The sequence below is a fragment of the Paenibacillus sp. XY044 genome (assembly GCF_002257645.1).
GTDB lineage: Bacteria > Bacillota > Bacilli > Paenibacillales > Paenibacillaceae > Paenibacillus_AQ.
In genome coordinates this window covers 932,969-947,377 of the sequence record NZ_NQMO01000002.1, presented here as the reverse complement: position 1 = coordinate 947,377, position 14,409 = coordinate 932,969, and the positions used below count along the sequence as shown (strand labels likewise).

The following is a 14,409-nucleotide window of genomic DNA, read 5'->3' as shown; positions in this document are numbered from 1 at the left end:
CTGCTCCGAATCTTGTTCAAATTGTGATAGTATTGTTGAAATATCTTCCAAGGGGATGATTTAATGAAATTTGTTATAATATTTGGTCCGCAGGCGGTAGGAAAAATGACAGTAGGACATCAATTGGAGAAGGTAACTGAACTAAAGTTGTTCCACAATCACGTAACAATTGAAATGTTAGCTCCCCTATTCGGTTTTAATCATGAAATGTGGAGATTTGTAAATAAATTTCGTCAAGACATATTTGAAGCCGCCGCTGATAGTGATATGTATGGAATGATTTTCACTTATGTATGGGGATTCGATTTGCATGAGGATTGGGACTACGTTGATAAAATTTGCAAAACAATCGAAGATAAAGTTGGCGAAGTGTATTTTGTTGAGCTTGAAGCCGATCTTGAGAAAAGAATTGAGCGTAACAAGACTCCTCACAGACTTGAACACAAACCAACAAAAAGGAATGTTACTCGTTCTGAACAGGATCTATTACAGACAATGGAGCAACATCGATTAAACTCCTTCGAGGGAGAAATTAAAAGAGGAAACTACATCAGAATTAACAACTCGAATTTAAGTGCTGGTGAGGTTGCTGAAATCATTAAGAACAGATTCGCTTTATAATGACGAAGGCGGTTTTCTTTTGGTCAAATATCAACATTAGAATTTAACATAGCCGTACTAAAAAATCCGTAAGGCACCCTGAAGGTGGCTTACGGATTTTGAACCATCCGAAATCCTTAATCATCAAATCTGGAAACCTGCCATACGACCGGCGTCCGCCGAATTTGCTCTCCCAGCCACAGCTTTGCGATCCGTTTGAACATTTCCGGGTCGCCGCTGCAAAAAAACTGATGGACCGGGCTCTCCTCCCGGCTGGCAAGCTGCCCCTGATTATACAAAATGGTGCTGATCTCGCGGGCCGTCTCGTTAGCCGAGCTGATCAGCTTGACGCTGCCGCCGATCACTTCCTGGATCGTTTCTTTCAAAAAGGGATAATGCGTGCATCCTAAAATCAGACAGTCGATGTCGGTCTGGCTGATTCCCGCGAGCGACCTCTTCACGATCGCCGTCGTTTCTTCCGAGCGGAACAAGCCCTGCTCCACGAGCGGAACCAGATCCGGACAAGCCTGGCTGACCACCTTGACATAAGGCGACAGCTGCTGCAGCGCGGTGGTATAGGCTCCGCTGCGGATCGTGCCGACGGTCCCGATGACGCCCACCTGCCCGGCTTTGGTCGCACTGATGGCGGCTCTGGCTCCGGGATGAATTACCCCGATGACAGGGATCGACACTTTCCCGGAAATATAGTCAAGCGCCGCGGCTGTAGCCGTATTACAGGCGATCACGATCGTCTTTGGACCGAATTGGATCAGAAAGTCGACAATCTGTTCCGTAAATTTTCTCACTTCATCGGACGAACGGGGTCCGTAAGGGGTGCGGGCGGTGTCTCCAAAATAAACGATTTTCTCCCGTGGGAGCTGTCTCATGACTTCTTTGGCCACGGTGAGCCCGCCAACACCCGAGTCTAAAATTGCAATTGCCTGCTGCACGAACACACCGCTTCCTTCTCGTTTTCTTCTCTCTGTTGGTACCATATGACAACCGTCAACAAAACGTACCTCATATCTTAACCCATTTCGATTTATCGGACAACCGCGAAAAGAAGCATCCGGAATATGACAAAACAGGCCCTGCTCCCCGGATAACACAAGGAGTGGGCCTGCGCTCTAATGTTCCTAAATGAATGGTCTGCTTCCAGATTAGTCCCGCTTCGCTTCAGCACCTGTCAAATCCAGGTCTTCGAACTCACCGGTCTCCCCAGCAGTTTCTTCAGAGAAAGAGGAGATTTGGGCCAGTTCGCCGGCTTCGTCCGCATTGGATTTACGCCAGGACTGGATATCGGCGATGACGTTGCCTGCGGTATCTTTCACCTTGCCGGCCCATTCCTGGGTCTTGCCGCCAACCGTGCGTGCACCTTCCGCAATATCCTGCCGCAGTTCTTTCCCGGATTTCGGCGCGAGCAGCAGCGCGGTTACCGAACCTACAATACTTCCGACCAATGCGCCCCACAGCAAGCTTTTATTTGTTTCCTTCATGTCTCATCTCTCCTTTTCGCTTGAAGGCACCGATCCCGGCGGGTAGGCCTCCTGCTGCTTCCAGGTTTGCCATACCGACAGTCCCACATCCAGCCACCGGAACGCTTCCGCGAGCCGAAGCTCGTTTTCGCGGTGGGCTTTCTCCAGGCGTTCCATGGCGGAATCGGTGACGAGCTTCGAAATCGAGTCCACCCGCTGCAGCGTGCCGGTTAGCGTTTCGCCCGCCAGCCGCAGCGATGAGCTGAACGGTTCGATGTCTTCCACCCGCTCATGCAGAAGCGACAGCGTTGAAGTTGCCTGAGTCAGCAGCTCCTTCGATTCTGCAGCCAGCTGTGTCATGTCGGCTCCCGCCTTTCCCAGAACGGATTCCGCCCGCAGCAGTACTCTTCTCAGCGTATGTAGAAGGATCATTGCCACAACAGCGAACATGATAAATCCGCAAGCGATGAGTATATAGCCCCATTCCGCCATGAAAATTTCACTCCCTTCGCCCCCAGCCGGGCTAATGCCTAGTTGATGGTGTATTATAAGCAGGGCGAGGTTGTCTTGACACAAAATGGGCGCTATTTTTAAAAAAACTTGCCGAAAAAACTAAAAAACCCGTCCATTCCCATGGACGGGCCTGTTATTAAAACTATGGCGCTGCGGCGGGAATCCGGATTACACACCCAGCTCCTGCTTCAGATAATCACGTACCTGCGTGGAAAACTTATCGAGAATGTCCGGCAAAATCGGAGTCAGCTTGTGCAGACTTCTCCGGTCCCATTCATAATATTCCTGAACTAGCGGTTTGCGGAGACCAACCAGTTCCGCCAGGACGGCATAAACTTCATCGTCAAAGACGCGCTCCTCATGCGTAATTTCCACGATATCCTCGTAACTGCTTGCGTCGCGCATAATAAATCCGTCGATTAAATAGCTGCCGACGTCGGTCACCACCTCGATGGCCAAATGCAGCGCCCGTTCCTGAACGAAACCGGACACGATCCCGCCATCCCAATTCCCAACAGCCTGCTTCAATGCGTCCACGATGTCCGGAATCGCTTCCAGACGCCGCTGAATTTGTTCCTGGTTCACGTAATACACGGCCTTACCTCCATGATGTGGAAATTTATTTGTCCCGTTTTCCGCGGCGCTTCAGCCAGAAGAACATCACAAACAAGGCCGCAATAAACACGATAAGCAGGAATAAGGTCTCCATTGGATATTCTAAATCGCTCATGTCCCATTCTTCCTATTCTTTAGAATTCGTAGTCCACGCTCACGGATACGTCTTTCACTTCGTTGATGTGGCGGATCACGATCTGGTGTTCGGGATGAACCGTGTAAGCCTGCAAATCTTCTAACGATGCAAGCTCCGTCACCAGCGCGATATCAAAAGAACGTTCCGAATGGATGACGTCGAGTCCAACCTCAATCGATACGAGCTGCGGGATCTTCCCCTCCATATTACGGAGGACCGCGGCGGTGCGTTCAATACTTTCCGGTGATCTGTCCTTTAATTTAAAGAAGACGATATGCTTAATCATGGTATCATGCTCCTTGTCCCATTCGAAAAGTGTACTGAGAAAAATATACCATATCCTCCCCCTTAGGGAAAGGAAACATGAAGAACCGTCACATATCGGACCCGTCATCTTTATCTTTATTTCGCAAAACGGCGATGAGCTGACGGATCTTATCCGGCAGGGGTAAGCCAAGCCGTCCGTAATTTTCCGTTATCGATATTAATTCGTTGGACATGTAAAAATAGATCGCTCCGGTCTTGATGACGTCGCTTCCGCTGCCGATCAGCACGTCCATCTGGTGCGCGAGGACAATGACGAGCAGCATCAGCGCTTTCCGGGTGAGACCCCAGAATCCGACTTGGCTGTCCAAGCCGGATCCTTCCTTGATGGAGGCCAGAACCCCCGTTGCATAATCGATGAGTATGGTGATCAGAAATACCATAAGCAGCTGATCCCACCCTCCTAGAGCAACGGTAACAATTCCGCCAGCGACCGCACTGATGCCGTTAACAGCCAGTTGATTCATCTCAGAGCCCCCTCCTTTCCTACCATCTCTTATATGAGTATGAAAGGAGAAAGGATTCTGCGAAGCCGGATATCTTCTATCGGAGCCTATTTCATAGATTTGCAGGGCGAATGGCCTTTACCGTTTGTCATTCCAGAAGTTGACCGGCGGCGTGCTGTTGGTCAGCGGCTTGAAGGTGTAGCCTTCGGCTTTCAGTGCTTTGATCAGCTTGTCCAGAATCGACGTGGTCGCCGTCTGGTCATGGAAGAGCACGACCGGGGTAACCCCGCTCTTCTTCATGGCCTTCACATCTCTCAGCACGTTGTTATAGATCGTCTGAGGATTGCTCTTGTAGCGCCAGTCGTCCGAATCAATGTTCCAATCCCACAGATGGTAACCGTACGAGGCCGTCAAATCCCGGTAGCTCTGGGTAAAATACGGCTTGCTTCCATAAGGCGGACGGATCATTTTCGTGTATACGCCGGCGGCTGCGTGGAGCTTGTCGTTATCGTTGTTCATCTCACCCAGCGCAGAAGAAGGCGAAGCGTAGAACGTGTTCTTCTGATGGCTCATGCCGTGCAGTCCTACCCCATGGCCTTCGCTTACGATCCGGCGGACTGCGGACGGATGGGATGCGATGTTATTTCCCAGCATAAAGAAGGTCCCTTTCACCTGATTCCGGTCCAGCACGTCCAGCAGCCGGGTCGTTCCTGCATTCGGACCGTCGTCGAACGTAATGTAGATCACTTTGCTGCCTTGCTGCGCCGTAGTGCCAGACCCCGTGGAAGGCTTCTGGGCAGCCGTCATTTTGTGTTCCTTGATATACGTGCTATATTTCAGCGCCAGCTGATGATCTGTCAAGGAGGCGGAGCTGTTTACCGCACGGTACAGCGACTGGGCGGCGTTGTAGGAAATTTGGTAACCGAACTTATCGGTCAGCTTGCGCAGGGAAACGAGCGTTCTTCCGTTTTTCAGGATGGCGTCCTTCCCCGGAACCGTCAGGACCAGCGCTTGATTTCCGCGCGAAATGGTCAGCTTGCCTGCGGCATACTTCGCCGAAGCGTTCATTTGGGGAACGGTAGATGCGACGGGTACAAACAGCGTACCGTTATGTATAACCGGCTGGGGCTGGTCGTAAGTGATCAGTTTGTCATTGACGGCGACGAAGACAGAAGCCTTGACGGAAGATGCCGTGCTGCCCGCGGCCGTAGCCAGCCCTCCTTCTGCCGAAAGGACGGTGCCAAAGATCATCAGGAACGATAAGAGCCATTTCGAGTATTGCAACTTCTTTTTCAACATAATCTACCAACCTTTTTCTCTCGGATTTGGCTAAGATGTCGTAGATACGCGAATCTAGTAATCTAGCACCCTTGCATTGTACCCTTCTCGGCTGGCGAGTTCAATTTCAATTCGGTAACAGTTTGATGACTGAATTGGAAGCATTTTGGGGTTGAAGTGTAAAAATAGTTCCTATTATTCACTTGACAACGGGATAACGTAAATTCCCGGGAAAATGGGCCGAAAACCGGGACCTCATAGAAACAGGCGATAGCACTATTGAAAATGGAGCCGAAACTATTGTAGAATTTTAAGAAAAATCATCGGAGGAAATATGCCTAAACAACAAGAACCGCATTCCATTCAGGCGTGGTCTCTGATCAATCGCAAATACTTAGGAAAAGGAATCCGCGTCAAACGCTTCCGGAAGCCATCCCGCTGCCAAATCCGCAATCGCGTGCTGCTGGCCGTACTGATGGCGAATGATATCAAGCTCTCCCAACTGGCTGAGGAGATATCGGTCTCTTCTCGAAGCGTAAGCGCCTGGGTGTATGAAGGACGGATCCCGGGAAAAAAGAACCTGGACAAGGTATGCCAATACCTGGGCTATCCGCACCACATTCTGTTTAATCATACCGTCACATCCACAAGTCCGATCATTTGTCAGCCATCCTCTTCGCGCTTCATGCGCCGGACGCTGACCCGGTCGCCTGTCAGCAACAAAATACTAACGGGACTGTGCATGGTTCACGACTTGTCCGTCAGCGACGTCAGCGAATGGATGGACATTCATCCGGGCACTTTCCGGAAATGGCTGCACCAAGGAACGCTTCCGTCAGCCAGCTTCCAGGACCGGGCGGAACAATTTTTCCGCATCCCGAAATTCATTTTGTTTGCCGACTGCATTTTGCAAAACGAGGAATCATGACACTTCTGGAACATTCACAACATTGATAATACACGGTACGCCCTGCTGTTACGGAGACACTCCGGACGGCAGGGCTTTTTTCTTGTCTGCGGGCCGAAACTTCCTGCGCGTAGCATGCCGAAACGCACTTGCTTGAACCTTTTTCTATATACTTACTAAAAATAACGAATAAACTATTGACAAGCGATTCTAGTGAGGTATAATGATGGTCAAAGAAAGTCAAAGTCAGAAGCGGAAGATCAAACCTGTAGCCTGATGAACAACCTCTTAACGAGTTTGTCTTTCGGCTTAACCGGTCTTCGTCCTGACGGGATTCTGGCTTTCATTCCTCCATTCCGGCGGCCTGCTTCCGAAAGGCGCGGGCAGCCGTTGTATCAATTGGGGCATCCAAATGCAGTATCCACAGATTAATCATCCATTAATTAATGAAAGGGGCATGCCTTCATGCGCTGTCAACATTGTAATCAAAACCAGGCAACCGTAGGTCTGAGCCTCACTGTCAACCATAAATCCGAGAAAATGTTTCTATGCGAAGAATGCTATGCCAAAGTGAACGGCGGCGTGCCGTTTGCGGCAGGCTTCGGTTCTTCCGGCCATGATTCTTCTCCGCTGGAAGATCTGTTCCGCAGCTTCATGCAGCCGGGCGAGCCGGTTTCTGGCGCGGGGCAGCAACCTTCGCGAGCAGCCGCTCAAGGCGGTGGACGTCGTGGGGGCGGGCTGCTGGATCAGCTCGGACGCAATCTGAACGACGCGGCTCGCGGCGGCAAGATCGACAACGTCATCGGCCGCGACGAAGAGATCGACCGTGTCATCGAAATTTTGAACCGCCGGAACAAAAACAATCCGGTGCTGATCGGCGAACCGGGCGTCGGCAAGACGGCTATCGCCGAAGGGCTGGCGCTGCGCATCACGGAAGGCAAAGTACCGGCCAAGCTGCAAAACAAGGAAGTATATTCGCTCGACGTCGCCTCCCTCGTAGCGGGAACCGGCATTCGCGGACAGTTTGAGGACAAGATTAAGCAGCTGATCGCCGAACTGGAGCAGCGTCATAATATTCTGCTGTTCATCGACGAAATCCATCTGCTGGTCGGTGCGGGCTCGGCGGAAGGCTCCATGGACGCCGGAAACATCCTAAAGCCGGTGCTGGCGCGGGGCGAGCTGCAGGTTATTGGCGCCACGACGCTTAAGGAGTACCGTCAGATCGAGAAAGACGCCGCGCTCGAGCGCCGCTTCCAGCCGGTAATGGTCGACGAGCCGACCGCCGAGGAAACGATCGAAATACTGAAAGGATTGCGTCCGAAATACGAGCAGTTCCACGGCGTCCGTTACCCGGACGAAACGCTCGAAGCGTGCGTGCGTCTGTCGAGCCGCTATATCCAAGACCGCTTCCTGCCGGATAAAGCGATCGACCTGCTCGACGAATCCGGCGCCAAGCTGAACTTGCGCGCTCCGGTTAGCAGTACGGACGAAATCCGCGCCCGTCTGGAACAGATCAAGACCGAGAAGGACGCGGCTGCCCGCGAAGAAAACTACGAACGCGCCGCCAAGCTGCGCGATGAAGAAGCCGCCCTGCTGCAGCGCTCGAACGGCGATGCCGATGCCGGAGAGGTGCTCGAAGTGTCCGTCCAGGACATCCAGAGCATCATCGAGCGCAAGACCGGCATCCCGGTCGGCAAACTGCAGGCGGACGAGCGCGGCAAGATGAAAAATCTCGCCGCCCGCCTCGAAAGCCGCGTCATCGGCCAGAGCGAAGCCGTCGGCAAGGTCGCCAAAGCCGTTCGCCGCGGACGCGCCGGGCTGCGCAGCGATTCCAAGCCGATCGCGTCCTTCCTGTTCGTCGGACCGACCGGCGTCGGCAAGACCGAACTGTCCAAGGCGCTGGCCGAAGAATTGTTCGGCAGCACCGATTCGATGATTCGTCTGGACATGAGCGAATACATGGAGCGGCATTCCGTCTCCAAGCTGATCGGTTCGCCTCCGGGCTACGTCGGCCATGAAGAAGCCGGTCAGCTGACGGAACGCGTGCGCCGCAATCCGTACAGCATCATCCTGCTCGATGAGATTGAGAAGGCGCATCCGGATGTGCAGCATATGTTCCTGCAGGTATTGGACGACGGCCGCCTGACCGATAGCCAGGGCCGCACGGTAAGCTTCAAGGATACAGTCATCATTATGACTTCTAACGCCGGCACGGCCGCCGATAAAAAAATCATGGTCGGTTTTACCGCCAAGTCCGAGCAGACCCGCTCGATTCTCGATTCGCTCGGCAGCTACTTCCGGCCTGAATTCCTGAATCGTTTCGACGGTATCGTACCGTTCGCCTCGCTGAAAGAAGAAGATCTTGTAACGATTGTCGACAACATGCTCGGTGAAGTAACGGCCAGCCTCTCGGAGCACGACATCTCGCTAGACGTGTCTGGCGAAGCGAAACGCAAGCTGGCCGAACTGGGTTACGATCCGGCCTTCGGTGCCCGTCCGCTCCGCCGTGTCATTCAGCAGCATGTGGAAGACGGCATCACGGATCTGCTGCTGGACGACGAGGATGTTAAGGCGATTCGGGTCGAGCTCGAAGAGGACCAGGTTCGCGTCGTTCGCGCTTAATGTTCACCGAATACACCAGCGTTTACGCCCTTAATTTTGAAAGCTGTCCCTAATCCGTCATACGGTTAGGGACAGCTTTTTTTGTGCAGACAATCAGGAATCGCACCACTCGGCCAGCTCTCCCCTCTCCGTTCACGATGACCGTAATAAACCGCATCGCTGTTCTCCCATATCCCCCTCTGAGGACTCCGCACAGACTGCCTGACGGCCACTGAACATGGGGAGCTTTTCAATGAAAATCGCTTCACAGCACTATGGCAACCCCCGTACGTAAACGGTGGATGCCGGGCATACTAAGGCCACAACCGGATTCCACGTAATAATTATCTTTTTGGGTTTCATAAAATTTAACGTTGACGTTAACGTTAGTCAGGATTACAATGATTAATGTTACCCGGGAAACTTTGAGGGAGGAAGGAAATGGATGAATATAAAATCGACGATGTCGCCAGAGAATGCGGCTTGACGAAGCGAACGATCCGCTACTACGAAGAGATCGGCGTCTTTCCGACCCCTGAACGGAGCGAGGGAGGCACCCGCCTCTATACCCGCGAGGACATCGAGTATTTGAAGAAGATCGTGAATGCCAAAGAAATTCTCGGTTTCAGCCTGCAGGAGCTGGTTCAGTACTTATCCGTATCGGACGCTTATAAGCTGCATCACCAAACTTACCACGATATGACCAGCCGGGCCCATCGGAGACAGCAATTGACCCATATGAGCGAGATGCTGGAAGAACAGCTTCAAATGCTGCGTACCAAAGTCGAGAAAATGCGCCTTATGCAGCAGGAATTGGAACAGACGCAGAAGCGGCTGGATGATTTCATCCGCAAATTCGACGAAGAAACCGATTCCCTGGAAGGCTAAAAGCCGCTGCGGCCGTTATGCAAGTGCGTCGATAGACGTTTTTTTGTTGTGGAGATTCATGAAAACATGAAAATACATGATTCATCAAAATGGAGGTAATGTTACTTATGAAAACCAATGCTTCGCAGCCCCTGGAGCCGGAACAGCGACAAGGGGGACTGCTGTCCCAGCCGAAGGCGGTATGGGCAATCGCTTTTGCCTGTATCATCTCCTTTATGGGCCTCGGCCTGGTTGACCCGATTCTGCCGGCCATCGCCGAGCAGCTGCACGCATCCAAGAGCCAGGTTTCGCTTCTGTTTACGAGCTACAATCTGGTAACCGGCGTAGCAATGCTGATTACCGGCGTCATTTCCAGCCGGATCGGCATCAAGAAGACGCTGCTGACCGGGATGCTGCTCATCGTCATCTTCGCGGCGCTTGGCGGTCTGTCCAACTCCATCGGCAGTATCGTCGGTTTTCGCGGCGGCTGGGGACTCGGCAACGCCCTCTTTATCGCCACCGCGCTGTCCGCGATCGTCGGGCTGTCCACATCCGGCACGGCTAAAGCAATCATTTTGTACGAAGCCGCACTCGGTCTCGGGATTTCCGTCGGACCGCTGCTGGGCGGCGAGCTGGGCTCCATCTCCTGGCGCGGACCGTTCTTCGGCGTGGCCGTTCTGATGGCCATCGGGTTTATTTTCGTTACGTTTATGCTCCCGAACGTGCCTAAGCCGAAGAAAGCCAGCACACTGGCCGACCCGTTCAAGGCGCTGTCTTATCCGGCACTGCTGATCCTTGGGATTACGGCATTCCTGTATAACTTCGGTTTCTTCACCCTGATGGCGTACTCGCCGTACGTCATGGACCTGGATGAGCACGGTCTGGGCTATGTCTTCTTCGGCTGGGGCATTCTGCTTGCCTTTACGTCGGTATTCGTCGCTCCGAAGCTGCAGAAGCGCTTCAGCGTCGTGTCGTCCATTGCGACAGTGCTTACGCTGTTTACAATCGTGCTCCTCATTATGGGTATCGGCACGTATAACCACTCGCCTCAGACCGTAATCGTCTGCGTCATCGTGGCCGGGATCTTCCTGGGCATCAACAATACGCTGATCACCACGGCCGTCATGCAGGCCGCTCCGGTAGAACGCTCCGTCGCTTCCGCGGCTTACAGCTTCGTCCGCTTCCTTGGCGGCGCCGTCTCCCCTTGGCTCGCCGGCAAGCTGTCCGAGTGGTACCATGCGGAGACGCCGTTCTACTTCGGCGCGGTCATGGTCTTCCTGGGCGTCGTCGCCCTGCTCGTATCCCGCCGCAAGCTTGCCCATGTTGACCGGGCAGAAGGCCATTAAGGAGGTTCTTATATGTACTCACGTATTCTCGTACCCGTTGACGGATCCAAGCATGCCCGGCATGCGCTGGATTCCGCCGTGTCGCTCGCACAGAGCCTGAATAACGCTCCCGAGCTCGTCGTCCTGCACGTCAACCCCACCGTGTCCATCAATGAACCGCCGGTGGGCGTAGACCTGGACGAACACATCCGCCAGGAAGGCGAAAAAATTCTCATCCCGGCTACCGAAGAAGCGAGCCGCTCGGGAGTCTCCTTCCGTACGGTCAGCAAAACCGGCGATCCGGCCAAGGTTATCTGCCAGACGGCCAAGGAAGAGTCGGCTGACCTGATCGTGATGGGCAGCCGGGGCATGGGCCTCGTGTCGGAAATGCTTATCGGCAGTGTCAGCCACAGCGTCGTTCAGCATGCGCACTGCCCGGTCATGATCGTCCGTTAACCCTCCCCACAAAGTGGAGCTTTTGCTTATATAAGTTGAACTATTGAAATCGATGATAGGGGCAAGTACGTAAAAAGTTCCTACGATCGCTCTTGTTTTCGTTTCTTCCGAATCGTTTTACTTCCTTGCCCTGCATCCTATTCTTTAATTCAACTTCTATAATTAAATAAGCCGCCTCCCCATTCATCTCTGGGGAGACGGCTTTTTGCTGTGCAAACAAACGGCGGCTTAACCAAACCGTCCGGAGATATACTCCTGGGTCATGGCATTGGCCGGGTTGGTGAAAATAATTTCGGTATCGTTATGCTCCATCAGCGTGCCGAGGTAGAAATACGCCGTATAGTCGGAAATCCGTGCGGCCTGCTGCATGTTGTGCGTCACGATCACGATGCTCAGCTCTTTCTTGAGCTCGACGATCAGTTCCTCGACCTTGGACGTCGAAACCGGATCGAGAGCCGACGCCGGCTCATCGAGGAGCAGAATCCCCGGGTTGACCGACAAAGCGCGCGCAATGCACAGGCGCTGCTGCTGGCCGCCCGAGAGCGACAAGGCGGACTGCTTCAGGCGGTCCTTCACTTCGTCCCACAACGCCGCTTTGCGCAAGCTGGACTCGACGATCTCGTCGAGCGCCTTTTTATTTTTCACGCCATGGTATTTCGGGCCAAAGGCGATATTTTCGTAGATGGATTTATAGAATGGATTCGGCTTCTGCCATACCATTCCGATTTTTTGCCGCAGCTGAATGACATCGGTGGAAGGATCGTTGATGTCCTCCCCGCCGATCCAGATCTTCCCTTTGATCACGGCTTGGGAGATCTCGTCGTTCATTCGGTTCAGGGACCGCAAAAACGTCGATTTCCCGCAGCCGGACGGGCCGATGAGCGCGGTAACGCTCTTGTCCGGGAAGTTCAGGCTGATGTTCTTCACGGCTTCGTACGTTCCATAGAACACACTCAGGTTTTCAGTGCGGAATGTAGTCGATGATTGTTGCATGCTCATTTCTCCTATCCCATTCGTTTGGATGCCGTCATGATTTTGTAGAGCAGGTTGCCGAACCAGCGGGCAAACAGGTTGAAGACAAGCACGAGAATCACGAGTACTGCCGAAGCGCCGGCAGCAATTTCCGCCGCATCGGGCGCAATGCCCTCACTGTTGATTTTCCAAATGTGCACGGCCAGCGTCTCTGCCGGACGGAATGGATTGATCGGCGACGTCGGGCTCAGCGGGTTCCAGTTGGTAAAATCTAGACGCGGCGTGGACATCCCCGCGGTAAACAGGAGCGCCGCCGCTTCCCCGAATACCCGTCCAGCAGCCAGAACCGTACCTGTGACAATGCTTGGCAGGGCGACCGGAAACAGCACGGACGTAATGATTTTCCATTTCGATAATCCAAGCGCAAGCCCTGCTTCCTTCTGCTCCTTCGGCACGCTGCGGAAGGCCTGCTCCGTGATGCGGACCATGAGCGGCAGGTTAAAGATCGTCAGGACGATCGCGCCCGAGAAGAGCGAGAAGCCAAAGCCGAACGTGTTGACAATCAAGAGCAAGCCGAAGAGGCCGACGACGATGGACGGAAACGAGGACAGCACCTCGACGACGAGGCGGATCGTTCCGGTGATCTTGCCCGGCTTGGCGTACTCGGCCATATAGATGCCGGCACCCAGGCCCAGCGGAATCGTAATAATTAGCGTCAGTACCAGCAGGAACAAGGAGTTAAACAGCTGCGGACCGATGCCGCCGCCCTCCCGGATCGTTTGAGGCACCGAAGTAAGGAAGTGCCAGCTGATGTGGCTGAGTCCTCGGTACAGAATAAATCCGAGCAGTCCGAGCAGAACCGCTACGATCAATAGGGATAACACCACAATAATGGCTGTTGCAATTTTGTCAGCGGCTTTAGCTTTCAAATCCGATTTCTCCTTTCCAGCAGGCGAACGATAACGACGAAGATAAAGGTCATGAACATGAGCGCCAGCGCCATGCTCCACAGCGCGTTACTGTGTGGGGTACCCATGACAGTATTGCCCATATCCAGCGTGATGACGCTGGTCAGCGTCGAGGCGGATTCGAACAGCGACCGCGGAATATGCGGCGCATTCCCGATAACCATCTGTACCGCCAATGCTTCCCCGAAGGCACGAGCCATACCGAGGACGACCCCGGTTAGAATAGAAGGGAGCACGGTTGGCAGAATAACTCTGTAGATGGTCTGCCAGCGCGTTGCACCGAGTGCGTACGAGGACTCCTTCAAGCCGCGCGGCAGCGAGGACAGCGCGTCGGTACCGATGCTCGTAATCGTCGGCAGGATCATCACCGACAGCACGATCGAACCCGCAGCGATACCGATCCCCTGACCGGGAAACAGGTCACGCAAGGCCGGAACGATGACCGTCAGGCCGACAAATCCATATACGACGGAAGGAATTCCGGCAAGCAGTTCAATGACCGGCTGCAGCAGCTTTTTGCCCCAGCCCGGCACGATCTCCGTCATGAAGAGCGATGCGCAGATGCTGAGCGGACTGGCGATGAGCGCTGCCAGGATCGACGTCGCGAATGAACCGAAAATAAACGGCATGACGCCGAACTGCGGCTCGCCATGGTTGCCTTCCGGATCCCACTTGGAGCCGAACAGAAACTCGCTGAAGCTTACGCCGTCTCTGAAGAAAGTCGCCAGTCCCTTGGAAGCGACAAAATAAATGATGGACAAAATAATGACGATCAGCAGAATCGCGCATATCGTCGTATAGCCGCGTCCCGCGAAATCTTCCATATGATGTTTTTTTATCCGCCCGGGACGGGGGTTATCAGCGATGCCTACAGGCCTTTCATCTATAGCTTTCATCGTTGTCCTTCTTTCTAAAGTGAAAATAGA

Annotated in this window: 16 protein-coding genes; 6 read left to right on the top strand and 10 right to left on the bottom strand. The window is 53.4% G+C overall.

Annotation, left to right across the window (positions count from 1 at the left end):
* The first annotated feature begins 63 nt into the window (after window positions 1-63).
* Window positions 64-621, top strand: a complete 558-nt coding sequence (locus CJP46_RS12780) for a DEAD/DEAH box helicase family protein (RefSeq protein WP_094595953.1) — start codon at window positions 64-66, stop codon at window positions 619-621.
* 116 nt (window positions 622-737) lie between these two features.
* On the opposite strand, the gene racE is transcribed toward CJP46_RS12780, so the two are convergent.
* The 7 genes from racE to CJP46_RS12745 all read right to left on the bottom strand — a co-directional run bounded on the left by racE (window position 738) and on the right by CJP46_RS12745 (window position 5,408).
* Window positions 738-1,550, bottom strand: a complete 813-nt coding sequence (gene racE / locus CJP46_RS12775) for a glutamate racemase (RefSeq protein WP_094596163.1) — start codon at window positions 1,548-1,550, stop codon at window positions 738-740.
* A gap of 210 nt (window positions 1,551-1,760) precedes the next feature.
* Window positions 1,761-2,096 (bottom strand): YtxH domain-containing protein, encoded by a 336-nt coding sequence (locus CJP46_RS12770; protein WP_094595952.1) that lies wholly within the window; start codon window positions 2,094-2,096, stop codon window positions 1,761-1,763.
* A gap of 3 nt (window positions 2,097-2,099) precedes the next feature.
* Entirely contained in the window at window positions 2,100-2,567 is a 468-nt protein-coding gene (locus CJP46_RS12765; RefSeq protein ID WP_094595951.1) for a hypothetical protein, read from the bottom strand.
* A gap of 189 nt (window positions 2,568-2,756) precedes the next feature.
* Window positions 2,757-3,182, bottom strand: coding sequence for a DUF86 domain-containing protein (locus CJP46_RS12760; protein WP_094595950.1), 426 nt, complete (start codon window positions 3,180-3,182; stop codon window positions 2,757-2,759).
* Window positions 3,183-3,337: 155 nt separating this feature from the next.
* The gene (locus tag CJP46_RS12755; protein WP_094595949.1) at window positions 3,338-3,625 is read right to left on the bottom strand and encodes a Dabb family protein; all 288 of its coding nucleotides are present in this window, start codon (window positions 3,623-3,625) and stop codon (window positions 3,338-3,340) included.
* Between the two features lie 88 nt (window positions 3,626-3,713).
* Complete coding sequence (locus CJP46_RS12750) at window positions 3,714-4,130, bottom strand: phage holin family protein (protein WP_094595948.1); 417 nt, start codon at window positions 4,128-4,130, stop codon at window positions 3,714-3,716.
* A gap of 117 nt (window positions 4,131-4,247) precedes the next feature.
* The gene (locus CJP46_RS12745; protein ID WP_094595947.1) at window positions 4,248-5,408 is read right to left on the bottom strand and encodes a polysaccharide deacetylase family protein; all 1,161 of its coding nucleotides are present in this window, start codon (window positions 5,406-5,408) and stop codon (window positions 4,248-4,250) included.
* A 313-nt stretch (window positions 5,409-5,721) separates the two neighbouring features.
* Between CJP46_RS12745 and CJP46_RS12740 the strand changes: the two genes are divergently transcribed.
* From CJP46_RS12740 to CJP46_RS12720, 5 genes are all read left to right on the top strand, one after another.
* Window positions 5,722-6,315: a helix-turn-helix domain-containing protein gene (locus CJP46_RS12740; protein WP_094595946.1), complete on the top strand. Its 594-nt coding sequence runs from the start codon at window positions 5,722-5,724 to the stop codon at window positions 6,313-6,315.
* A 444-nt stretch (window positions 6,316-6,759) separates the two neighbouring features.
* Window positions 6,760-8,916, top strand: a complete 2,157-nt coding sequence (locus tag CJP46_RS12735) for an ATP-dependent Clp protease ATP-binding subunit (protein WP_094595945.1) — start codon at window positions 6,760-6,762, stop codon at window positions 8,914-8,916.
* Between the two features lie 420 nt (window positions 8,917-9,336).
* Window positions 9,337-9,783 (top strand): MerR family transcriptional regulator, encoded by a 447-nt coding sequence (locus CJP46_RS12730; RefSeq protein ID WP_094595944.1) that lies wholly within the window; start codon window positions 9,337-9,339, stop codon window positions 9,781-9,783.
* 107 nt (window positions 9,784-9,890) lie between these two features.
* Window positions 9,891-11,108, top strand: coding sequence for an MFS transporter (locus CJP46_RS12725; RefSeq protein ID WP_094595943.1), 1,218 nt, complete (start codon window positions 9,891-9,893; stop codon window positions 11,106-11,108).
* A 12-nt stretch (window positions 11,109-11,120) separates the two neighbouring features.
* A complete protein-coding gene (locus CJP46_RS12720; protein WP_094595942.1) occupies window positions 11,121-11,543 on the top strand; it encodes a universal stress protein in 423 nt (140 codons plus the stop codon).
* A 228-nt stretch (window positions 11,544-11,771) separates the two neighbouring features.
* On the opposite strand, the gene pstB is transcribed toward CJP46_RS12720, so the two are convergent.
* Genes pstB through pstC form a run of 3 tightly spaced genes read right to left on the bottom strand, consistent with a single transcriptional unit; the run spans window position 11,772 to window position 14,307 of the window.
* Window positions 11,772-12,542 (bottom strand): phosphate ABC transporter ATP-binding protein PstB, encoded by a 771-nt coding sequence (gene pstB, locus CJP46_RS12715; protein ID WP_094595941.1) that lies wholly within the window; start codon window positions 12,540-12,542, stop codon window positions 11,772-11,774.
* Between the two features lie 5 nt (window positions 12,543-12,547).
* Window positions 12,548-13,444: a phosphate ABC transporter permease PstA gene (gene pstA, locus CJP46_RS12710; RefSeq protein WP_094595940.1), complete on the bottom strand. Its 897-nt coding sequence runs from the start codon at window positions 13,442-13,444 to the stop codon at window positions 12,548-12,550.
* Window positions 13,441-14,307: a phosphate ABC transporter permease subunit PstC gene (gene pstC, locus CJP46_RS12705; RefSeq protein WP_373557981.1), complete on the bottom strand. Its 867-nt coding sequence runs from the start codon at window positions 14,305-14,307 to the stop codon at window positions 13,441-13,443. The genes pstA and pstC overlap by 4 nt, the downstream gene beginning before the upstream one ends.
* Between the last annotated feature and the right edge of the window lie 102 nt (window positions 14,308-14,409).